The sequence below is a fragment of the Rhodobacter capsulatus genome (assembly GCF_005144475.1).
GTDB lineage: Bacteria > Pseudomonadota > Alphaproteobacteria > Rhodobacterales > Rhodobacteraceae > Rhodobacter > Rhodobacter capsulatus_C.
In genome coordinates, this window is the sequence record NZ_SWJZ01000017.1 from 33,095 (window position 1) to 55,275 (window position 22,181).

Consider the following 22,181-nt stretch of genomic DNA (forward strand, 5'->3'; position numbering starts at 1 on the left):
TTCGTTTCAAACCGTCGGAATGCCGCGCTCGTGGCAATCGGCGACGGTCACTTCCGCATCGATCGTGCGCAAGCCCCGCGGCAGCGCCGGCGAGATGAGGTAAACCGCATCCGCCTGCAGGCTGCCGCCCGAGCGTGTCACGTTGGTACGCACATGCCGGGCAAAGCCGAAGCCGCGGATCTGCGCATATTGTGCCGCGGCGCAGGCGGCATAAGCCGTCACCGCCGCCTTGCTGGTGGTGCCCGACAGCGCCACCTGAAATCCCACCAGATCGTCATCGAGCAGATGCGTCTCGACCCCCTCATAGGTGATCGTCGCGCCCGAGACCGCCCCGCCCCCGGCTTCGGCGCAGCCGCTCAGCCCGGCCGCAAGGCCGGTCAGAAGCGCCACGGGAAGGATCGGCGACAGGGTCATGGGGTCACTCCGCCGCCACGGCCGGGGATTTGCGCCCCTTGGCCTGCGCCGAACACTCCGCCATCACCACCGAAGCCCGGGCGATCGGGTTGGTGAAGTAATAATCGGCAAGCGCCAGCCGGAAGCTCGCCTTGCCCATGTCGCGCCGCTCGGGCACGGTCCAGCCGTTGTCGGCCAGATCGTCGATGTCGCCCAGATGCGGGTGTTTCGCCAGCATCGACTGGCGCAGCCCGCCAAGGCTGTCCCAGGGCAGCGTGGCCCCCAGTTCCGCCGACAGCGCGCGCAGGATCGCCCAGTTTTCCTTGGCTTCGCCCGGCGCGAAGGTGGCGCGGAAAGCCAGCTGCGGACGCCCCTCGGTGTTGACGAACAGCCCGTGTTCTTCGGTATAGGCCGCGCCCGGCAGGATGATGTCGGCGCGCGAAGCCCCGCGATCGCCGTGCGAGCCCTGATAGATGACAAACGGCCCGCCTTCGGAGGCCGGGGTGATTTCCACCTCGTCGGCGCCCATGTTGTAGATCACCTGCACGCCCTCGAGCGCGACGAGCAGACCGCCATTGGTGACCGCCCCCACATCCATCGCACCGACGCGGGCGGCCGCGGTGTGCAGCATCAGCATCCGCCCCGACAGCGCCATCGCATTCGCGATCACCGCATCGCCATCGGCCTCGGAAATCGCGCCCTGCCCCAGGATCACGATGGCCTCTTTCGACGCTTTCAACCCGGCCAAGGCCGCGCGGTCGGTGCCGACATGGTCATAATCATAGGTCAGATCGACCGCCGGGCCGATCAGCTTGACCACCGCGCCCCTGGCCCAGGCCTTGCGGATACGGGCGTTCAGCACCGGCGCCTCGGTCCGCGGATCGGTGCCGATCAGGATGATTTCCTTGGCCTGGTCAATGTCCGCAATCGCGACATTGCCGACATAGGCAGACCGGTTGCCGATCGGCAGACGCGCGCCATCGGTGCGGCATTCGACCGAGCCTCCCTGCGCTTCGATCAGGTGCTTCAGGCTGTAGGCGGCCTCGGTCGAGCAAAGATCGCCGACCAGACCCAGAACCTTCTTGCCCGTCATCGCCGCGGCGGCGGCAGAGAGCGCCTCGGGCCAGCTGGCCTTGCGCAGCTTGCCGTTTTCGCGAATGTAAGGCGTATCAAGGCGTTGGCGGCGCAGCCCGTCCCAGATGAAACGGCCCTTGTCGCTCAGCCATTCCTCGTTCACGCCGTCATGGTTGCGCGGCACGATGCGTTTGACCTCGCGGCCCTTGGCGTCGATGCGGATGTTCGAGCCAAGCGCGTCCATCACGTCGATGCTTTCGGTCTTCACCAGTTCCCACGGACGCGCAGTGAAGGCATAGGGCTTGGAGGTCAGCGCGCCGACCGGGCACAGGTCGATGATGTTGCCCTGCAGGTTGCTGTCGAGCGTCATGTCCAGATAGCTGGTGATCTCGCTGTCGCAGCCGCGCCCGGTCTGGCCCATCTGGGTGATGCCCGCAACCTCGGTGGTGAAGCGCACGCAGCGGGTGCAGGAAATGCAGCGCGTCATCTCGGTCTTGACCAGCGGGCCAAGGTTGAGGTTGTCCGAGGTGCGCTTGACCTCGCGGAAGCGCGAGACCGAGCCGCCATAGGCCATCGCCTGATCCTGCAGATCGCATTCGCCGCCCTGATCGCAGATCGGGCAATCCAGCGGGTGGTTGATCAGCAGGAATTCCATCACGCCTTCGCGCGCCTTCCGCACCATCGGCGAATTCGTCCTGATCACCGAGGGCTCGCCATTCGGGCCGGGGCGCAAGTCCTTGATCTGCATGGCACAGCTGGCGGTGGGCTTGGGCGGACCGCCGACCACTTCGACCAGACACATCCGGCAGTTGCCCGCGATCGACAGCCGTTCATGATAGCAGAACCGCGGCACTTCGATGCCCGCCTGTTCGCAGGCCTGGATCAGGGTCAGGCTGGGATCGACCTCGACCTCGATGCCGTCGATGATGATCTTGCGCAGGGTGCTCACGCTTCTTCTCCACTTGCAGTCGGTGGCGGGGCAGATGCCCCCGGTCGTTGGTAGGTTCGGACGCTCAGCTTTCGGCGTCGTCCGTCTTGGCGGGGGTCTCGGCGGCACGTCCGCCTCGGATCGAATTGACCGGCGGATGCACCGGGTCTTTCTCCAGCACGATGATCGCGTCATGCACATGGATGCCCGAGACCAGATGCCCGAACGGCCCGACCTTCTGCTTGCCGCCATGATACCAGCGGTGCATGTCGTCGGTCAGTTTGCGCAGGAAATTGAAGATGTTGTCGGGCGTATCAAGACCGCCGCCAAAGTTCTTCCAATAGGCGCATTGCATGTCTTCGATCATGTAGAGGCCGCCCTCGGACAGAAGCGGGAAGAGCGTGCGCAGGCTGGCGCGGACGTGTTTCATCATATGGCTGCCGTCATCCAGAATGATGTCGACACCGCCCATTTCCGCGATGACCTCGGCCAGAAACTTCGGGTCGGCCTGCGAGCCGATCCGCACCTGCCCCGCCTCGCCGTTGTATTGGGCGCAGTCGGGGTTGATGTCGATGCCGAAGATCACCGCTTCGGGGCCGAAATAGCGCCGCCAGAGCCCGAGCGAGCCGCCGCGCCAAGTGCCGATTTCCAGCATCCGCACCGGCTTGCCGCGGAACTTCTCGAAATAGCGCTCATAGATCGGCAGATAATGGTGCCACTTGTGCACCTCCCGCCCCTCGGTCGTGGCGTAAAGATCGACCAGATCGCCGCCCGTCTTGTATTTCTCGCGAATGTCCGCAGCGACATCGGTGCCCTGAAACCGGAAATTCGGCTTGGCCTTTTTCGCCGGGGTCGCGCCCGCGTCGGAGGCCGCCGTCGCCTCGACCGCCGTCGTGCCGTTGTCGGTCTTGCTCATGCACAGCCCCCCGGAAAGATCCACGCGCCTTCGCTGAAATTGTCCCTGTCGCCCGAGGCGACCTTGCCACCGCAGAGCGCATTGGCGGCGCGTTTCGCCTCGGCGCCCTCGTCATAGCCGAAGCGGGCGGCCTTGCGCGTCACCGCCAGTTCGCCCGAGGACAGGAAGGCCCCCTGATAGCCCGCAACCTCGGCCAGGCGCGGCGCATGGGCGCCGCCATCGGGCATCGGCGCCGCGGCGGCGCAGCCCGCGATCGCAAGGGGAAGCAGCAGCGCCCGCATCAGTAGCCCTTCCTCTCGTTGACCCGCGGACAGGCCAGATCCAGCCGATAGACGCCCGCCGCCAGCCGCCGCACCTCGGCGGGATCGCGCGAGATCGCCCGCGACGAGGGGCAGACGATATCGACCACCAGCAGCACGCCCTTTTTCAGCGCGCGCTCGTCGGTTTCCGTGACGCCCTCGTATTCGACCTCGAAGGCCGAGGCGAAGCCGTCCCAGGAAAGGCACTCCTCCAGCCCCTGCGCGTTTCTTTCGCACTGCTGGCCGCCGGTCATCACCTGACCGTAATAGTCCACCTGCGCGCCGCGCACGCCCTCGGACAGGCGCAGATGCCGCGACAGATCGGGGATGTAGCCCGAAGCGCGCAGGCTGTACGCCGGGGGCTCGGCCAGCGCAGGCAGACAGGCGCAGGCCAGCACCGCAACCGTCGCCGTTCCCCCCGTCGTGATCCTGTGAAAGCTGCCCGACCCGGTGGCCATCTCAGATCACTCCGCCGCCATCGCGCCCATGCGGCCGGTCTTGCGCGCCTTGATCCGGTCCTCGATCTCCTCGCGGTAATGCCGGATCAGCCCCTGGATCGGCCAGGCGGCGGCATCGCCAAGGGCGCAGATCGTGTGGCCCTCGACCTGTTTCGTCACCGAAAACAGCATGTCGATTTCTTCGATCTCGGCCTCGCCCGTCACCAGACGGTCCATCACCCGCCACATCCACGAGGTCCCCTCGCGGCAGGGGGTGCACTGGCCGCAGCTCTCGTGCTTGAAGAATTTCGACAGCCGGGCGATCGCCTTGATGATGTCGGTCTGCTGATCCATCACGATCAGGCAGGCGGTGCCGAAGGACGACTGCTTTTCGCGCATGCCGTCGTAATCCATGATCGCGTCTTCGCACAGATGCGCCGGAATGACCGGGCACGAAGCCCCGCCCGGGATCACCGCTTTCAGGTTTTTCCAGCCGCCGCGCACGCCGCCGCCGTGTTTCTCGATCAGCTCCTTCATGCTGATCGACATCGATTCCTCGACGACGCAGGGGGTGTTCACATGGCCCGACATCGCGAACAGCTTGACGCCGGTGTTGTTCGGCCGCCCGATGCCCGCGAACCAGGCGCCACCGCGGCGCAGGATCGTCGGCACGACGGCGATGGATTCGACGTTGTTCACCGTGGTCGGGCAGCCATACAGCCCCGAGCCCGCCGGGAACGGCGGTTTCATCCGCGGCATCCCCTTCTTGCCCTCAAGGCTTTCCAGAAGCGCGGTTTCCTCGCCGCAGATATAGGCGCCCGCGCCGTGGTGCAGATAGACGTCGAAGTCGTAGTCCGAGCGGCAGGCGTTCTTGCCGATCAGCCCGGCTTCGTAGCATTCGTCGATGGCGGCCTGCAGGGCCTCCTTTTCGCGGACATATTCGCCGCGGATGTAGATATAGGCCGCCCGCGCGCCCATGGCGAAACCGGCGATCAGCGCGCCTTCGATCAGCGTATGCGGATCGTGGCGCATGATTTCGCGGTCCTTGCAGGTCCCGGGCTCGGATTCATCGGCGTTGATCACCAGAAACGAGGGCCGCCCGTCGGATTGCTTCGGCATGAACGACCATTTGAGCCCGGTCGGAAAGCCCGCGCCGCCGCGTCCGCGCAGCCCCGAGGTCTTGACCTGCTCGATGATCCAGTCCCGGCCGTTGCCCAGGATCGCCGCCGTGCCATCCCAGTGACCACGCGCCATCGCGCCCTTCAGCGAGCGGTCGTGCATCCCGTAGATGTTGGTGAAGATGCGATCGTGATCGTTGAGCATGTCCATTCCCTCGGTTTCGGCGGGGGCCGGTCCCCGGCCCGCGCGGCATCGGCCTGCGATGCACACGGTCTCCCTCGTCCGGGCCGCAACCCGGCGCTTCCGGACCTCGGTCCGGGAAATCCCGAGCCCCGCAGGGCTCGGGATCGTGTCTTGCCGCGCCAGCGCCTCTCCCCAGGCGCCGGGCGGGGTCTTTCCTCAGCCCCGACGGGGCTTTTGCTTGCCTTTCTGCGCGGGCGCCGGTTTGGCAGCCGGTTTCGGCGCCGCAGCAGTCGGTGCGACGACCGGCGCGGGCGCCGGTTCGGCGGCCTTGACCGGAGCCACAGCGGGCGCGGCGACCGGCGCGGCTTTCACCGGTTCGGGCGCTTTCGGCACTTCGGCGGTCTTCACCGCCGCCGCAGGCGCCGCGGCCGGAACCGCCCGGCGCAGCGCGGCGCCCTCTTCGGCCGTCATCGGCGCTTTCGGTTCAGGCAGACCGCAGGTCGCCCAGCAGATCAGCCGCGCAAGGATCAGCGCAGAGATCACCCCGGCGATCGCCGCCATCCAGATCCCCACCGAACCCAGAAGCCAAAGTGCAAAGAAAATCGCGGCACCGAGCCAACCACCCAGCTTGCGGGCTTTCGTCTGGCAGTCTGTGTCGTTCGTCGACATTTTGCCTTTCCTTTCCCTCTTTCCGTGCCGGGTGGCGGACGTCACGCCGTCCCGGCCTCTGTAGGTTGTCGTTCAAGTCTTCAGATCAGTCGTCCGTCTTCAGTAACTGTTTGTCTTCGCCCGTTCGAGGAAACGGTCAAGCCCTTCCTCGACGATGATCTGCGCCTGAACCACCCAGCGGTCGCCACTGGCGCGCCCCGGAAAGCCCTTCAGATTGCCGTCCATCCAGGCAATTTCGGCCACGCCCCAAGCGGCGATCTGGTCGAAATGGAAGATGCCCAGATCGTGCAGAAGCGCCTCGATCGCCGGTCCGATGCTCTCGATCTTCTGCAGGTCGTCCGCCTTGCCGTCGCGTGCCGCGGCCAACGCAAGCGGTTTCTGCGCAGCGGTTTCAGCCGTTTGTGCGGCTTTCGCCGCCGCCCCGGCCGCCGGTGCCACCGGGGTTGACGTCCCCCCGGCCAGATCCGCCGTCGCCGCCGCTTTCGCCGCCTCGGCCGCCGCCTGCTGCTGCACCGCCGAGCGCGGCCGCGCGCTCATCAGACCGATCGCGCCCATCTGCCCCGAGACCTGCCATGGGGCGGAAAGCCGCACCTCGGTCCCGTCGATCCGGCGGGTGCCATCGCCCACCGCCACCGCCCGCGCGACCGAGCCGTTCTGCGCCTCGCGCCCCCCCGGGGTCGCCGTGCAGCTGGTCAGGCCGGTCGCGGGTTCCGCCCCGAACCGCCCGATCTGAGAGCCCGGCACCAGCGTCTTGCCCGCGGCCAGATCGTCGATCAGCCGCTCCAGCCCCGCCTCGGTCAGGTCCTCGTAGTAATCCTTGCCGATCTGCGCCATCGGCGCATTCGCGCAGGCGCCCAGACATTCGACCTCTTCCCAGCTGAACTTGCCATCGGCCGACAGCGCATGCGGCTGCGCCGAGATCTTGCGCTTGCAGACCGACATCAGGTTTTCCGAGCCCATGATCATGCAGCTTGTGGTGCCGCAGACCTGGATATGCGCGACCGAACCCGTCGGCTGCAGCTGGAACATGAAGTAGAAGGACGCCACTTCGAGCACGCGGATATAGGGCATGTCGAGCAGGTCGGCGACATGTTCGATCGCGGGCTTCGAGAGCCAGCCTTCCTGTTCCTGCGCGCGGAAAAGCAGCGGGATCACCGCCGAGGCCTGACGGCCCGCGGGGTATTTGGTGATCTGCGCTTCCGCCCAGGCGCGGTTCGCGGGCGTGAAGGCGAAGCTGTCGGGTTGGGTGGCGTGCAAACGGCGCAGCATCAGCGGTCAATCTCCCCGAACACGACATCCATCGTGCCGATGATGGCCGACACATCGGCCAGTTGGTGTCCCTTGGCGACGGCATCGATCGATTGCAGATGCGCGTAGCCCGGCGCGCGGATCTTGGCGCGATAGGGTTTGTTGGTGCCATCGGCGACCAGATAGACGCCGAATTCGCCCTTCGGCGCCTCGACCGCGGCATAGACCTCGCCCGCGGGAACCTTGAAGCCCTCGGTGTAAAGCTTGAAATGGTGGATGAGCGCCTCCATCGAGGTCTTCATCTCGGCCCGTTTCGGCGGCGTCAGCTTGCCGCGCGAAAGGATGTCGCCCTGCCCGTCCGGCGCGCGCAGTTTCGCGCAGGCCTGCAGGATGATGCTGGTCGACTCGCGCATCTCGGCCATGCGGACCAGGTAGCGGTCATAGCAGTCGCCATTCTTGCCGATGGCCACTTTGAAGTCGAATTCGTCATAGCATTCATAGGGTTGCGCGCGGCGCAAATCCCAGGCGAAGCCGGAACCGCGGACCATCACGCCGGAATAGCCCCAGCGGGAAATCTCTTCCTCGGTGATGATGCAGATATCGGCGTTGCGCTGCTTGAAGATCCGGTTTTCGGTCAGCAGCCCCTCGATGTCATCAAGCACCTGCGGGAAAGCCTTGGCCCAGATCTCGATATCGTCGATCAGATCGGGCGGCAGATCCTGATGCACCCCGCCCGGGCGGAAGTAGTTCGCGTGCAGACGCGCGCCACAGGCCCGTTCGTAGAAGATCATGAGCTTTTCGCGTTCCTCGAAGCCCCAGAGCGGCGGCGTCAGCGCGCCGACGTCCATCGCCTGCGTGGTGACGTTCAGAAGATGGTTCAGGATCCGGCCGATTTCCGAAAACAGCACCCGGATCAGCGAGGCGCGGCGCGGCACGGCAGTCCCGGTCAGCTTCTCGATCGCCAGGCACCAGGCATGTTCCTGGTTCATCGGCGCCACATAGTCGAGCCGGTCGAAATAGGGCGTGTTCTGCAGATAGGTCCGGCTTTCCATCAGCTTTTCGGTGCCGCGGTGCAAAAGCCCGATATGCGGGTCGGCACGTTCGACGATTTCCCCGTCGAGTTCCAGCACCATCCGCAAAACCCCGTGCGCCGCAGGGTGTTGCGGGCCGAAGTTGATGTTGAAGTTGCGGATGCTCTGCTCGCCGGTCAGCACGTCTTCCGAGCCGTCGTCGTAGCTGTTGTGCCGGATGTCGCCGTCCATGCCTCTTCCCCTTGTGCTGCTTGCCTCAGCCGTTCCGTTGCCGGATCAGCTGCGCTTCTCGTCGCCCGGAAGCACGCTCTGCGCGCCTTCCCACGGGCTGAGGAAATCGAATTGCCGGTATTCCTGCGCCAGCTTCACCGGTTCGTAGACGACGCGCTTTTGCACCTCGTCGTAACGCAGCTCGATGTAGCCGGTGGTCGGGAAATCCTTGCGCAGCGGGTGGCCGCGGAAGCCGTAATCGGTCAGCAGCCGGCGCAGGTCCGGATGGCCCGAGAACAGGATGCCGAACATGTCGAAGACTTCGCGCTCGTACCAGTTCGCCGCCGGATAGACGTCGGTGATCGAGGGGCACATCACGTCTTCGGTCAGGGCCGCCTTGACGCGGATGCGCTGGTTCTTCCACATCGACAGGAAATGCCAGACCATCTCGAACCGCGCCGGGCGTTCGGGCCAGTCGACGGCGGTCAGATCGACCAGCGTGGTGAAGCGGCAGTCCACGTCATCGCGCAGGAACTGCACGAAGCCGACAATGCCCTCGGGCCTGACGGTCACCGTCAGCTCGCCGCCGATCACCTCGGCCGAGATCACCTCCCCGGCACGTTTCCGCGCGACATGCGCCGCGAGGTCTTGCAGCTTTTCGCTCATGCTCATCCTCCTCAGCGCACCAGCGTGCCGGTGCGGCGGATCTTGCGCTGCAGCTGCAAGATACCATACATCAGCGCCTCTGCCGAGGGCGGACAGCCGGGCACATAGATATCGACCGGCACGATGCGGTCGCAGCCGCGCACGACGGAATAGCTGTAGTGATAATAACCGCCGCCATTGGCGCAGCTGCCCATCGAGATCACATAGCGCGGCTCGGGCATCTGGTCGTAGACCTTGCGCAGCGCAGGCGCCATCTTGTTGGTCAGCGTGCCCGCGACGATCATCACGTCGGATTGCCGCGGCGAGGCGCGCGGCGCGAAGCCGTAGCGTTCGACGTCATAGCGCGGCATCGCGGTGTGCATCATCTCGACCGCGCAGCAGGCCAGACCGAAGGTCATCCAGTGCAGCGAGCCGTTGCGCGCCCAGTTGATGATGTCCTCGGCGGTGGTGAGCAGGAAGCCCTTGTCCTGCAGGTCGCGGTTGAGCGCGGCCGCGGCAACGTCCATGTCGACGGCGGCGGTGTTGGCCCCGGTCATCACGCCCATTCCAGCGCCCCCTTCTTCCATTCATAGGCAAAGCCCACGGTCAGCACGGACAGGAACACCATCATCGACCAGAAGGCGGTCATCGACATGTCGCCAAAGGCCACCGCCCAGGGGAACAGGAACGCCACTTCAAGATCGAAGATGATGAACAGGATCGACACCAGATAGAAGCGCACGTCGAACTTCATCCGCGCGTCGTCAAAGGCGTTGAAGCCGCATTCGTAGGCCGAGACTTTTTCCGGGTCGGGATTGCGATGGGCGATGATCGCGGCCGCGGCAATCAGGATCAGTCCAAGCCCGATCGCCATGGCCAGAAGGACGAGTATGGGAAGATATTCCCGCAACATTCCATGCGTGAGCGCGTCTTGCATCTTTTGACCCCTTTTGCCCCCGGTTGCACCTTCCCGTGCGCGGGGGCGGCAAGGGGAGGAATAGCCCTCTCCCCCCCTCCGGTCAACATCGCGAGGCCCGGATTCTGGGTTTGAGACGCATTTTGTATACCGATGCACACCGGATTTGAGACGTTTCGCCGCTGCGACAAGGAGTTGCCGCAATGCGGCAACATGTCTCGCCCCAGGACCGGGGCAAGAACCGGGCCGAATCGGCCAATGCGCGAAATAATATTGCGAATCTGTCAGTTCACAAGCCAGTGAGGCGCCCGCCGGTCAAAGAAAGCCGCCAGACCCTCCTGCGCTTCGGCGCTTTCCCAACGCGCCACCAAAGCGGCAATCGTGCGCTCCTGCGCCTCCGAGTCGAGCCCCGGCGTCAAGGCGCGCACCAGCGCCTTCGCCTCGGCCACGGCGCCGGGCGCGCAGGCGAGATAGGGGGTGACTTCGGCCTCGATCGCGGCGTCCAGATCGGCGGCCGGAACGGTGCGCGCGAGCAGGTTCAGCCCCACCGCCTCGGCGGCCGAAAACAGCCGCGAGGACATGAAGACCGCCCGCGCCTTCGCCGGGCTCATCCGGGCGATGACATAGGGCGAAATCGTCGCCGGGGTCAGGCCAAGTTTCGTTTCGGTCAGGCCGAACCGCGCGCCCTCGGCGGCGATGGCGACATCGCAGACCGAGATCATGCCGATGCCGCCGCCAAAGGCATTGCCCTGCACCCGGCCGATGACCGGCTTCGGGCAGTCGTTCAGCGCCGCCAGCATCGCGGCCAGGCTGCGGGCACTGGCCGCGCGCGCCGCGGGCGTGGCGGTGATATTGGCCTGCATCCAGCGCAGATCCCCCCCGGCGCAGAAACTCGCCCCCTCGGCCGCCAGAACGACAACCCGCACCGCGGGATCGGCGCCCAGCTGCCCGATGGCGCGGGTCAGCTCCCCGATCATCTGCGCGTCGAGCGCATTGTGCTTGGCCGCACGCGACAGCCAAAGCCACGCCACGCCGCGGGCATCGGTCTCGATCCGGATCGTCTCAAACATCCTGTCCCCCCTTCAGCTTGCGCGCGAGCGCCGCCGCCCGCGCCAGCGCCACCGGGTCAAGCCCGGTGTCATAGCCCAGCGCCCAAAGCCGCGCCGCCACCTTTTCCGTCGCCACATTGCCGGCCGCGCCCGGCGCATAGGGACAGCCGCCCAGCCCCCCCGCCGCGGCGTCAAAGACCCGCAGACCCAGCGCCAGGCTCGCCTCGATGTTTTCCAGCGCCCGCCCCGCGGTGTCGTGGAAATGCCCGGCCAGCCGCGCGGGCGGCATCTCGTTCAAGACCGCGCGCAACATCGCCGTGACGGTCTCGGGCCGCCCCTGCCCGATCGTGTCGCCCAAACTGACCTCGTAACAGCCCAGATCGCGCAGCGCGGCCACCACCTGCGCCACCTTTTCGGGCGCGATCGCGCCCTCGAACGGGCAGTCGGTGACCATCGAGACATAGCCCCGCACCGGCAAAAGCGCCGCCTGCGCCGCCTGCAGCACCGGCGCGAAGCGGGCCAGGCTTTCGGCGATGGTGCAATTCAGATTGGCGCGCGAAAACCCCTCGGAGGCCGAGGCGAAGATCGCCACCTCGTCGACCCCGGCCGCGAAGGCCGCCTGAAAGCCCTGCAGATTGGGCGTCAGCGCCGCATAGCGCGTGCCCGGACGCCGTGCGATCCCCGCCAGCACCGCGCCGCCATCGGCCATCTGCGGCACCCATTTCGGGCTGACAAAGGACGCCACCTCGATCCGGCTGAAGCCCGCGTCCGAGAGCGCATCGACCAGCGCGATCTTGTCGGCGGTGGCGATGAAGCGGGCCTCGTTCTGCAACCCGTCGCGGGGCGCCATTTCGACGATGTCGACGCGCTCAGCCATCGGGCAGCTCGTAGAAGTCGCGGGCATAGATCGTCGCCCCGCCGCGCTCGACGGCGCGCAGATGCGCGGGCCGCGCCTGCGCCCGGGCGATCCAGCCGGCGATGGCGGGGAATTTTTCGCGCGGAACGAAGCGGAACATCGCATCCATGTTGAAGCCGAACATGCAATCCGCGGCCGAGAACTGCCCCAAGATCCAGTCCCGCCCGCTCAGCCGCGCCTCGAGCGCATGCAGGGTGATTTCGAGCCGCTTCGTGTCGAGCCGCATCAAAGGCACCGACCGGGCGCTCTCGGGGCGCAGGAAGATGTGATGAATGTTGAGCGCTTGCAGGATGTTGCCCTGGGTTTCGGCGAAATGCATCCATTCAAGGAAGGCGCCGCGGTCGGGGTCGCCAAGGCGCGGCGCCAGGCGCCCGCGGGTCTCGGTCAGATATTGCGTGATGGCGCCGGATTCGAAGATCACCCGGCCGTCGATCTCCAGCGCCGGGATGCGCCCGGCCGGGGACAGCGCGCGGAATTCGGGGCTGCGCAGGCTGCCATCGGTCAGCGACCAGACCCGGATATCGGCCTCTTCGCCCAGCTCCTCCAGAAGCCACAGCACCCGATGCGAGCGCGAGCCCGGGATGTGATGCAGGATCGTCATGCCACCTCCTCCTCGGCCAGACGGATCAGCGCCGCCCCGGCCTCCACCTGATCGCCCGCGCCCGCCAGAACCTCGGCCACAAGGCCCGCCCGCGCGGCGCACAGCGTATGTTCCATTTTCATCGCTTCCAGAACGGCCAGCCGGTCGCCCGCCGCCACCTGCGCACCGGGCGCGACGAAGACAGCTTTCACCAGACCGGGCATCGGCGCAAGCGTGAGGCCGGAGGCAACGGCGCCACTTTCGCGGGCCAGCGGATCGGGGCGGGCGAAGCGATGCGCGCCCTGCAGGAAGACGGTGATCTCGTCTTCCGCGACATGGATCTGCGCCCCGGTCTTGGCGCCATCGACCCACCAGCCATCGGGGTGCAGGGTGCAGTCATGCCCCTGCCCGCCGATCTCGACGCGGATCCGGTTCGGGCCGGTGACCTGCAGATGCGCGGGCTCCTCGAAGGGCACCGGGCGGCGCAGCGGCGCCCAAAGGGCGAAGCCGGTGCCGGGGGCCTGATGCAGCCCCGCCGCGGCGATCACGGCCAGCGCCCGGGCGGCGGGCGGGGTGGTTGGCGGGGTGGTGAGCGCCTGCAGATCGCGGGCGATCAGCCCGGTGTCGACATCGCCCGCGCCAAAGCCCGGATGCCGGGCAAGCCGGGCGAGGAAGCCGAGGTTCGTCACCGTGCCCGCGACCTGCGTCGCCTCCAGCGCCCGCGCCAGCGCATTCAGGGCGGCGGCACGGGTCGGGCCGTGGGTGATCACCTTGGCGATCATCGGATCATACCAGGGGCTGATCGTATCGCCCGGCCGGACCCCGGTTTCCACCCGCACGCCGGGGGGGAAGTGCAGGTGTTTCAAGGTGCCGGTCGCGGGCAGGAAGCCTGCGGGCACATCCTCGGCGTAAAGGCGGGCCTCAAACGCATGGCCCCGGAGGATCAGGTCTTCCTGCCGCGCGGGCAAGGCCTCTCCGGCGGCGACGCGCAGCTGCCATTCGACCAGATCGACGCCGGTGATGGCTTCGGTGACCGGATGTTCGACCTGCAGCCGGGTGTTCATCTCCATGAACCAGAACCGGTCGGGGCGCAGCCCGTCCGAGGCATCGGTGATGAATTCGACCGTGCCCGCGCCCGCGTAGCCGATCGCCTCGGCGGCGCGGACGGCGGCCTGGCCCATCGCGGCGCGCATCTCGGCGGTCATGCCCGGCGCCGGGGCTTCCTCGATCACCTTCTGATGGCGGCGTTGCAGCGAGCAATCGCGTTCATAAAGATGCACGGCGCGGCGGCCGTCGCCAAAGACCTGCACCTCGATATGGCGGGGCTTTTCGACATATTTCTCGATCAGCACGGCGGAGTTGCCAAAGGCCGTCTGCGCCTCGCCCTGCGCCGAGGCCAGGGCTGCGGCGAAATCCGCGGCGCGGTCCACCCGGCGCATGCCCTTGCCGCCGCCGCCCGCCACCGCCTTGATCAGCACCGGAAAGCCCAAGGCCTCGGCCGCGCCCGCCAGATGCTCGGGGTCCTGATTGTCGCCGTGATAGCCCGGCACGACGGGCACGCCCGCCTCGGCCATCAGCGCCTTGGCCGCATCCTTGAGCCCCATCGCCCGGATCGCCGCGCCCGAGGGACCGATGAAGGTCAGCCCCGCCGCGGCGACCGCATCGACGAAATCGGGGTTTTCCGAGAGGAACCCGTAGCCCGGATGGATCGCCTCCGCCCCGGTTTGCAGCGCGGCTTCGATGATCGCATCGCCGCGCAGATAGCTGTCGGCCGGGCGCGGCCCGCCGATAGGAACGGCCTCGTCGGCCATCGCGACATGGCGCGCGCCCGCATCGGCGTCGGAATAGACCGCGACCGTGGCGACGCCCAGACGACGGGCGGTGTCGATCACCCGACAGGCGATCTCGGCCCTATTGGCGATCAGGATCTTGGCGAACATGGCGGTCTCCTTGGTCTGCGGCGGGGGGCGCTGCCCCGCATCTTGCGTGGTTGGGGGGCGCTGCCCCCCGGGCCCCCCGGGATATTTGTGGCAAGATGAAAGGAATGGGTTTCATCTTGCTGCAAATATCCCCGCCGGAGGCATCGAAAGTCACATGCGGAAGATCCCGAAGCGGGTGGGCTCGATCGGCGCGCAAAGGCTGGCGGAGAGCGACAGCGCCAGCACCTCGCGGGTCTTGCGCGGATCGACGATGCCGTCATCCCAAAGCCGCGCCGAGGCATAAAGCGGTTGGCTCTGGCGCTCGAACATCTCGAGGGTCGGGCGTTTGAACTCGGCCTCTTCCTCGGCCGACCAATGCCCGCCCTTGCGCTCGATCCCTTCGCGCTTGACCGTGGCCAGAACGCCCGCCGCCTGTTCGCCGCCCATCACCGAGATGCGCGCATTCGGCCAGCTCCAGAGGAACCGCGGCGAATAGGCCCGGCCCGCCATGCCGTAATTGCCCGCGCCAAAGGAGCCGCCCACCAGCAGCGTGATCTTTGGCACGTTCGTCGTGGCGACGGCGGTGACCATCTTGGCGCCGTGCCGGGCGATGCCCTCGTTTTCATATTTGCGCCCGACCATGAAGCCTGTCACATTTTGCAGGAAAACCAAGGGGATGTTGCGCATCGAGCAGAGCTCGACGAAATGCGCGGCCTTTTGCGCGGCTTCCGAGAAGATCACCCCGTTGTTGGCGATGATCCCCACCGGGCAGCCTTTCACATGGGCGAAGCCGGTGACGATCGTCTCGCCGAAGCGCGGCTTGAATTCGTCAAAGCGCGAGCCGTCGACCACCCGGGCGATCACCTCGCGGATGTCATAGGGCGTGCGCAGATCCGCGGGCACGACGCCCAGGATCTCCTCGGGGTCATAGGCCGGGTCTTCGGGGGCCTGCCATTGCACGCTGGCCGGTTTGGCGCGGTTGAGGTGGCTCACGGCACGGCGGGCGAGCGCCAGCGCATGGGCGTCATCCTCGGCCAGATAATCGGCCACGCCCGACAGCCGCGTGTGCACGTCGCCGCCGCCAAGGTCTTCGGCGCTGACGACTTCGCCCGTGGCGGCCTTCACCAGCGGCGGACCGGCCAGAAAGATCGTGCCCTGATCCTTCACGATGATCGTCACATCCGACATCGCGGGCACATAGGCGCCCCCCGCGGTGCAGGAGCCCATGACGACGGCGATCTGGGCAATGCCCTTGGCCGACATCCGCGCCTGATTGTAGAAGATGCGGCCGAAATGGTCGCGGTCGGGGAAGACCTCGTCCTGATTGGGCAGGTTGGCGCCGCCCGAGTCCACAAGATAGACGCAGGGCAGCGCGCAATCTTCCGCAATCTCCTGCGCGCGCAGGTGTTTCTTCACCGTCATCGGGTAATAGGTGCCGCCCTTCACGGTGGCGTCGTTCGCCACCACCATGACCTCCTGGCCGCTCACCCGGCCGATGCCCGCGATCACCCCGGCGCAGGGCGCGGCACCGTGATACATCCCATGCGCGGCAGTGGCGCCGATCTCGAGGAAGGGCGAGCCGGGGTCGAGCAGCGCCGCCACCCGTTCCCGTGGCGCCATCTTGCCGCGGGCGACATGGCGTTTCGTCGCCTCAAGCCCGCCCCCGGCGGCGGCATGGGCGGCGGCCTCGCGCACCGTTTCCAGCAGCGCCAGATGCGCGGCCCGATTGGCGCGAAAGGTTTCGGAGCTGGGCAGGACGGCGGAAGAGAGCTTCATTTCGCCCCCAGCAATTCGCGGCCGATCAGCATGCGGCGGATTTCCGAGGTGCCCGCGCCGATCTCCATCAGCTTCGCATCGCGGAACAGGCGGCTCACGACCGAGTCATTCAGGAACCCCGCGCCCCCCAGCGCCTGAACCGCCTGATGCGCCTGCACCATCGCCTGCTCGGAGGCATAAAGCACCGTCGCGGCGGCATCCTGGCGCGTGACCTCGCCGCGGTCGCAGGCTTTCGCCACCTCGTAGGTATAGGCGCGCGCGGTGTTCGCAGCGACATACATGTCGGCAATCTTCGCCTGCATCAGCTGGAAATTCCCGATCGGCTGGCCGAACTGCTCGCGCGTTTGCGCATAGGGCACGACCTCGTCCAGACAGGCCATCAGGATCCCCGTGCCGATGCCAGAAAGCACCACGCGTTCGTAATCGAGCCCCGACATCAGCACCCGCACGCCTTTCCCCTCGGCGCCCAGCACGTTTTCCGCGGGCACCTCGCAATCGTCAAAGAACAGCTGCGCCGTGTTCGAGCCGCGCATGCCGAGCTTGTCGAAATGCGCCGAGGTCGAGAACCCCTTCATCCCCTTTTCGATGAGGAAGGCGGTGATCCCCTTCGAGCCCGCCGCCGGATCGGTTTTCGCATAGACCACCAGCGTATCGGCATCGCAGCCATTGGTGATCCAGTATTTGTGGCCGTTCAGCACATAGACGTCGCCGCGCTTTTCCGCCCGCAGCTTCATGCCCACCACATCCGAGCCCGCGCCCGCTTCACTCATCGCCAGGGCGCCGATCTTCGCCCCCGAAACCAGATCGGGCAGGTATTTGCGTTTCTGCTCGGGCGAGCCGTTCAGCTTCAGCTGGTTGACGCAAAGGTTCGAATGCGCCCCGTAGGAGAGCGCGATCGAGGCCGAAACCCGGGCGATCTCCTCGGTCGCGACGACATGGGCCAGATATCCCATGCCGGACCCGCCGAACTCCTCGGGCACGGTGATGCCCAGAAGACCCAGCGCCCCCATCTCTGCCCAAAGCTCGTTCGGGAACAGGTTGTCGCGATCGACAGCCGCCGCCATCGGCGCCAGCCGGTCGCGCGCCCAGGCCTGCACCATGTCGCGCAGCGCACCGATGTCTTCCCCCAGATCGAACCGCATCGAGCCTGCGAACATCTTCCCCTCCCCGGTTATTGAACGCTTGTTCATTTATTTCCGGACGGGATGATTCCGTCAAGCCGACGTGCCGCAACGTCACTTCGGCGGGGCTCTCTCCGAAAGGATAGGTCGCACGCTTTCGCGCGCCGCCGCTGGCCTTCCGCGCAGGCGCCAAGGGCGGCGGGCGTTGGTAAATATCTTGTCAAGGATAACGACAGAGAGCCGCGCCATGAGCCCGATCGCCACTGCCAGTCAGCACGCCTGGATCTATGCCGTGCTGATCGAGATGAACGCTTATTGCCGCAACGAGGGGCTGTCGGAGGTGTCCGCCGCCCTTGCCCGGGCGATCGAGCGGATGGAGCCGGTGGTGTTTCCGCAGGCCGCCGCGCCGCAACGGCCGCGCCGGGTCTCGCCCTTTTCTTCGCGCGACGAGCGCGTGCAACCGGCGCAGGTGCTGCCCTTCCCCGGCCGCCGTTGACAGGACAAGCCGGTCCGCGCCTGACCCATCGGCGGACCGGCGCGCCGCCGACCCACTCGATCCGGCGGCGAAAGGCGGTGCTTCGGCACCGCCTTTGCATTTGAAAGCAGGGGCTTGCCCCTTAGAACCAGCCGTTTTCGCGCGCGATCATCGCCGCATGGGTGCGGTTGCGCGCGCCGATCTTGCGCGTCAGCGTCCGCACATGCAGCTTCACCGTGACCTCCTGCAGGTCCATCTCGCGGGCGATTTCCTTGTTCGTGCGCCCGGCGCAGAGGCCGCGCAACACCTCGGTTTCGCGCGCCGTCAGCCCGCCCTGCACCGGCGGCTCCTCCTGCTTGAGAAAGTCGAAGGGCGCAAAGACCGAGCCCGAGGCCATCAGGGTCACCGCCCCGATGATCGAGCGCGCGGGCATCGCCTTCGGCACGAAGCCGATCGCCCCGGCCTCCAGCGCCTCGCGCGCGGCGGCGGGACGGGCGACGCCCGAGATGATCGCCACCGCCTGCGCCGGAAAGGCCCGCTTCATCTGCGCAAGGCCCTCGAGCCCGTCCATGCCCGGCATGTCGTAATCGAGCAGCACCAGATCGTAGCCGCCCCCCGACTGCACCGCGGCCCGCAGCGCCGCCAGCGCCGCGGGCAGGGTTCCGGCCACGGCAACCTCGTCGCAGCCACCCGCGCGCAACAGCGCCGCAATAGCATCGCGCACGAGATCATGGTCGTCGGCAATCAGCAATCTCACCTTCACCTCCGAAAATCTCGGCCCGAGCCTCTCCCGCAGGGGTTGCGGAAAGGTAATCTTAAAGAAAGCGGGCTATTTCAAGACCGCGACGGGAAGTTTCTGACGTGCTCGCCCTAAGCGTTGCAGAAGTCCCCTATCGAAGGGTAATCCTATCCTTTCGGATAGGGAAACATACTAAATTCCGCATGGCTTGACCGGAGGGCTATGCGACAATCCCGCGATCGTGCAGGATCCAACGGGGGAAAGACATGCCTATCTTCACCAAGACGGCCAAGGCCGTGCTGATCCTGAGCCGCTTCCTGCTTGTCGCCGCGGGGCTTGCCCTTCCGGCGCAGGCCGCGCTGGCCGAGTCGGCGGCCCCGGCCGCCGCAGTCGCGCTGCCCGCACCCACAGGGCCCGTGATGCTGACCGTCACCGGCCGGATCGCGGGAACCGACGGCAGCGGGATGGCCAGATTCGACGCGGCGATGCTGGCCGCGCTGCCGCGGCGGGAGTTCGCCACCTCGACGATCTGGACCGAGGGCGTGCAACGCTTTTCCGGGGTCGATCTGCGCAGCCTGATCGATCATCTGGGGGTCACGGGCGGCACGCTGAAGATCACCGCGGTCAACGATTATTCGGTGCAGATCCCGGTCTCGGAGGTGGTCGCGGGCGGCGCCCTGCTGGCCGACCTGCGCGACGGCAAGCCGATGAAAGTGCGCGACAAGGGCCCGCTCTGGCTTGTGTATCCCTATGACTCTGCGCCAGAATTCAGAAACGAAGTCGTCTATTCCCGGTCCGTCTGGCAGGTCGACCGGATCGAGGTTCTGCCCTAACCCGGGGTGCCTGCCCCCTTTCGCATCGGTTTCATGTCGGACAGTTTCCCCTCGTTTCTCGACTCGCGGCGACGCCTGCGCCCGTTCCTGTTCGCAGGGCTCGTCGTGGTGTTCCTTGGCGCGGTGGGGGCGCTTTACCGCTACGGCGTGATGGTGCAGTCGGAAATCGACAACCTCGCCATCGCCAATTCCGACAGCCTGCAATGGACGCTGGCGCAGCTTGAGGTGGAATATTTCCACATGGACGGGGCGCTGCTGCGCGCCCGCCCCGACGCGCCCGAGACGATGGCGGAATTCGGCCGCAGCTTCGATGTCTTCTACAGCCGCGTGCACACGATCCTGGAGGGGCGCGGCTTTGCGGCGATCGTCACCCCCGAGGTCGCCGGGCCCGAGATCGGCCGCATCGACGCCTTCCTGCACGAGACCGCAGAGCTGGTCGATGCCGGCCCCGAAACGTTGGCCCCCGCCCTGCCCGCGCTGCGCGAGCGCGCCGGGGCGCTTGAAAGCGATGTCCGCACGATCTCGCTCGAAGGCGTGCGCGAATTCGCCAGCCGGGCGATGGCGCAGCGCGAACGGGTGTTTTCCTCGCTGATGCTGCTCGCCTCGCTGACCACGGCGCTTTTGGCGGCGATCACCGCGGGGCTGGTGATCACCTGGTCGCTCTGGCGTTTCGGGATGCGGCAGACCGGCTCGCTCTCGGCGGCGAAGGCCCGGCTCGAAGCGGTGATCGGCACCTCCTTCGACGCGGTGATCGTCGTCGATCACGAGGGCAAGGTCCTGGAATTCAACGGCGCCGCCGAACGGGTCTTCGGCTACAGCCGCGCCGAGGCGCTGGGGCGGCATCTCAACGACCTGATCGTGCCCGAGGCGATGAAATCGGCGAAAGTGGCGGGGTTCAAGCGCTACCGCACCGGCGGCGTGCCGCGGATCGCGGGGCATGGGCTGATCGGCCTGCAGGCGCAGCGCAAGGACGGCTCGGTCTTCCCGGCCGAAATTTCGGTGACCGCCACCCGGATCGGCCGCAAGGAAATCTTCGTCGGCTACATGCGCGACATCACCGACCGCGTCGCCGCCGAAAAGGAACTGATCGACGCGCGCGATGCGGCGATGGCGGGCGAACAGGCGCAGGCCGAATTCGTCGCGGTGATGAGCCACGAGATGCGAACCCCGCTGAACGGGCTGCTCGGCACGCTTGAACTCTTGCGCGAAACCCCGCTCGATGCCAGCCAGACCGCGCTGCTCGCCTCGATGCAGAAGGCGGGCGAAATCCTTTTGGCGCATGTGAATGACACGCTGGATGTCGAACGGCTCGATGCGGGCAAGCTGTCGCTGACGCGCGAGCCCTTTGCGCCGATGTCGGTGCTCGACGAGATCGTGCAGATGCAGGCGGGGGCGGCGGCGGCGCGCGGCAACCGGCTGTCGACGCGCACCGCGGGACGCCTGCCCGAGGCGGTCGAGGGCGATGCGATGCGGATCCGGCAGGTGCTGCTCAACCTCGTCGGCAATGCGATCAAGTTCACCCGTGACGGCACGATCACCCTTGAAGCGGACTATCACCGCGATCAGGGGCTGCTGGAATACCGGGTCATTGACACCGGCATCGGCATTCCCGCGGCCGAGACCGAGCGGATCTTCGACGATTTCGTCACCCTCGACCCCGAACTGTCGCGCGAGGCGACGGGATCGGGGCTGGGCCTGTCGATCGCGCGGCGGCTGATGCGGGCGATGCGCGGCCAGATCGGGGTGGAAAGCGAGCTCGGACAGGGGTCGGCCTTCTGGATCAGCCTGCCCGCGCCGGTGGTGCTGAGCCTGCCCGCCGCGACGCCGCCGATGCCGGTCGTGAAGGCGCCCGCGCGCCCCGCCCCCGGTGCGGCCCCCTGTGCCGCCGACGGCAGCCCCGCGCCGCGTCTGTCGACGTCGATCGAGGTGCTGGTGGTCGAGGACAATGACATCAACCGCGTCGTGCTGTGCGAGATGTTGCGCCGGGCCGGACACAGCATCGCGGAGGCTCGCGACGGCGTCGAGGCGGTCGAAAAGGCGGCGGAGCGCCGCTATGACGTGATCCTGATCGATCTGAACATGCCGCGGATGAACGGCGTCGATGCGACCGAGGCGATCCGGGCCGGGACCGGGCCGAACCACGAGACGCCGATCATCGCGGTCACGGCGAATGTCCTGCCCGAGGCGCGCAACCGGCTGGAGGCGGCGGGGGTGTGCCGGGTGATCTCGAAGCCGATCACCCGCAAGATGCTGGATCAGGTGCTGGCCGAGGAGCTGTGCCCGCGGTTGCGTCAGCGCCCGCTGTCGACCCCGCCCGAGCCCGCCGCGGAGGCCGGGCTGGCGCTGGTTCAGGCCGAGACTCTGGACGAGCTGGCGCAGTCGCTGGGCCCCGAGATGATGGCGCAGACGCTGCGGCGCTTCCTGACCGAGGGCACGGAGATGATCGCCGCGCTGACGCGGGCGGCGGCGCAGGATCGCCCCGCCGAAACCGCGGCGCTGGCGCATAAATTCGCCGGTTCGGCGGCGCTTCTGGGGGCGGAACGGCTGCATCATCGGCTCAAGGCGATCGAGGTGGCGCTGCGGATCGCCGCGCCGGGAACCGCCCCCGATGCGGCGACGCTGGCCGCCCTTGACGCGCTTGGCGCGCTTTGGACCGAGACCCGGACCCGGCTTGAAACGGCCGCCGCGTCCCAGGGCTGAGCGCA

At 67.1% G+C, this 22,181-nt stretch carries 22 protein-coding genes; 3 read left to right on the forward strand and 19 right to left on the reverse strand.

The features are described 5' to 3' along the window. Positions 1–6: 6 nt before the first annotated feature. The 18 genes from FBT96_RS05760 to FBT96_RS05845 all read right to left on the reverse strand — a co-directional run bounded on the left by FBT96_RS05760 (position 7) and on the right by FBT96_RS05845 (position 17,465). Positions 7–414 (reverse strand): hypothetical protein, encoded by a 408-nt coding sequence (locus FBT96_RS05760; protein ID WP_074554002.1) that lies wholly within the window; start codon positions 412–414, stop codon positions 7–9. Between the two features lie 4 nt (positions 415–418). Next, a complete protein-coding gene (nuoG, locus tag FBT96_RS05765; RefSeq protein WP_136905376.1) occupies positions 419–2,416 on the reverse strand; it encodes an NADH-quinone oxidoreductase subunit NuoG in 1,998 nt (665 codons plus the stop codon). A 64-nt stretch (positions 2,417–2,480) separates the two neighbouring features. Beyond that, positions 2,481–3,311 carry a class I SAM-dependent methyltransferase gene (locus FBT96_RS05770; RefSeq protein ID WP_136905377.1) on the reverse strand — a complete coding sequence of 277 codons (831 nt, stop codon included), beginning with the start codon at positions 3,309–3,311 and terminating at the stop codon, positions 2,481–2,483. Further along, positions 3,308–3,592, reverse strand: a complete 285-nt coding sequence (locus tag FBT96_RS05775) for a hypothetical protein (RefSeq protein ID WP_136905378.1) — start codon at positions 3,590–3,592, stop codon at positions 3,308–3,310. The genes FBT96_RS05770 and FBT96_RS05775 overlap by 4 nt, the downstream gene beginning before the upstream one ends. Then, positions 3,592–4,068, reverse strand: a complete 477-nt coding sequence (locus FBT96_RS05780) for a hypothetical protein (RefSeq protein ID WP_136905379.1) — start codon at positions 4,066–4,068, stop codon at positions 3,592–3,594. The genes FBT96_RS05775 and FBT96_RS05780 overlap by 1 nt, the downstream gene beginning before the upstream one ends. Positions 4,069–4,074: 6 nt before the next feature. Continuing rightward, a complete protein-coding gene (gene nuoF / locus FBT96_RS05785; protein WP_136905380.1) occupies positions 4,075–5,370 on the reverse strand; it encodes an NADH-quinone oxidoreductase subunit NuoF in 1,296 nt (431 codons plus the stop codon). A gap of 195 nt (positions 5,371–5,565) precedes the next feature. After that, positions 5,566–6,018 (reverse strand): hypothetical protein, encoded by a 453-nt coding sequence (locus FBT96_RS05790; RefSeq protein WP_136905381.1) that lies wholly within the window; start codon positions 6,016–6,018, stop codon positions 5,566–5,568. Positions 6,019–6,117: 99 nt separating this feature from the next. Continuing rightward, positions 6,118–7,287, reverse strand: coding sequence for an NADH-quinone oxidoreductase subunit E (locus FBT96_RS05795; RefSeq protein WP_136905382.1), 1,170 nt, complete (start codon positions 7,285–7,287; stop codon positions 6,118–6,120). Beyond that, complete coding sequence (locus tag FBT96_RS05800; RefSeq protein ID WP_136905383.1) at positions 7,287–8,528, reverse strand: NADH-quinone oxidoreductase subunit D; 1,242 nt, start codon at positions 8,526–8,528, stop codon at positions 7,287–7,289. The genes FBT96_RS05795 and FBT96_RS05800 overlap by 1 nt, the downstream gene beginning before the upstream one ends. Before the next feature lie 45 nt (positions 8,529–8,573). Continuing rightward, on the reverse strand, positions 8,574–9,173 hold the full coding sequence (locus FBT96_RS05805; protein WP_136905384.1) for an NADH-quinone oxidoreductase subunit C: 600 nt from the start codon (positions 9,171–9,173) through the stop codon (positions 8,574–8,576). A gap of 11 nt (positions 9,174–9,184) precedes the next feature. Then, complete coding sequence (locus FBT96_RS05810; protein ID WP_110803837.1) at positions 9,185–9,718, reverse strand: NuoB/complex I 20 kDa subunit family protein; 534 nt, start codon at positions 9,716–9,718, stop codon at positions 9,185–9,187. Beyond that, complete coding sequence (locus tag FBT96_RS05815) at positions 9,709–10,065, reverse strand: NADH-quinone oxidoreductase subunit A (protein ID WP_136905443.1); 357 nt, start codon at positions 10,063–10,065, stop codon at positions 9,709–9,711. The genes FBT96_RS05810 and FBT96_RS05815 overlap by 10 nt, the downstream gene beginning before the upstream one ends. A gap of 287 nt (positions 10,066–10,352) precedes the next feature. Beyond that, a complete protein-coding gene (locus tag FBT96_RS05820) occupies positions 10,353–11,138 on the reverse strand; it encodes a crotonase/enoyl-CoA hydratase family protein (RefSeq protein WP_136905385.1) in 786 nt (261 codons plus the stop codon). After that, entirely contained in the window at positions 11,131–11,994 is an 864-nt protein-coding gene (locus FBT96_RS05825) for a hydroxymethylglutaryl-CoA lyase (protein ID WP_136905386.1), read from the reverse strand. The genes FBT96_RS05820 and FBT96_RS05825 overlap by 8 nt, the downstream gene beginning before the upstream one ends. Continuing rightward, positions 11,987–12,634, reverse strand: a complete 648-nt coding sequence (locus tag FBT96_RS05830) for a glutathione S-transferase family protein (RefSeq protein WP_136905387.1) — start codon at positions 12,632–12,634, stop codon at positions 11,987–11,989. The genes FBT96_RS05825 and FBT96_RS05830 overlap by 8 nt, the downstream gene beginning before the upstream one ends. After that, positions 12,631–14,553 (reverse strand): ATP-binding protein, encoded by a 1,923-nt coding sequence (locus FBT96_RS05835; protein ID WP_136905388.1) that lies wholly within the window; start codon positions 14,551–14,553, stop codon positions 12,631–12,633. Before FBT96_RS05835 ends, FBT96_RS05830 begins: the two co-directional genes overlap by 4 nt. A gap of 150 nt (positions 14,554–14,703) precedes the next feature. Further along, positions 14,704–16,308, reverse strand: a complete 1,605-nt coding sequence (locus FBT96_RS05840) for a carboxyl transferase domain-containing protein (protein WP_136905389.1) — start codon at positions 16,306–16,308, stop codon at positions 14,704–14,706. Next, on the reverse strand, positions 16,305–17,465 hold the full coding sequence (locus FBT96_RS05845; protein ID WP_136905390.1) for an acyl-CoA dehydrogenase family protein: 1,161 nt from the start codon (positions 17,463–17,465) through the stop codon (positions 16,305–16,307). The genes FBT96_RS05840 and FBT96_RS05845 overlap by 4 nt, the downstream gene beginning before the upstream one ends. A 211-nt stretch (positions 17,466–17,676) precedes the next feature. On the opposite strand from FBT96_RS05845, the gene FBT96_RS05850 reads away from it, so the two are divergent. Further along, entirely contained in the window at positions 17,677–17,925 is a 249-nt protein-coding gene (locus tag FBT96_RS05850) for a hypothetical protein (RefSeq protein WP_136905391.1), read from the forward strand. Positions 17,926–18,046: 121 nt separating this feature from the next. Here FBT96_RS05850 and FBT96_RS05855 read toward each other — a convergent pair whose 3' ends face one another. After that, positions 18,047–18,667, reverse strand: coding sequence for a response regulator transcription factor (locus FBT96_RS05855; RefSeq protein ID WP_136905392.1), 621 nt, complete (start codon positions 18,665–18,667; stop codon positions 18,047–18,049). 242 nt (positions 18,668–18,909) lie between these two features. Here FBT96_RS05855 and FBT96_RS05860 point away from each other — a divergent pair, with 242 nt between their 5' ends. Continuing rightward, a complete protein-coding gene (locus FBT96_RS05860) occupies positions 18,910–19,476 on the forward strand; it encodes an oxidoreductase (protein WP_136905393.1) in 567 nt (188 codons plus the stop codon). 33 nt (positions 19,477–19,509) lie between these two features. Further along, the gene (locus tag FBT96_RS05865; protein ID WP_136905394.1) at positions 19,510–22,176 is read left to right on the forward strand and encodes a hybrid sensor histidine kinase/response regulator; all 2,667 of its coding nucleotides are present in this window, start codon (positions 19,510–19,512) and stop codon (positions 22,174–22,176) included. Positions 22,177–22,181 lie beyond the last annotated feature (5 nt).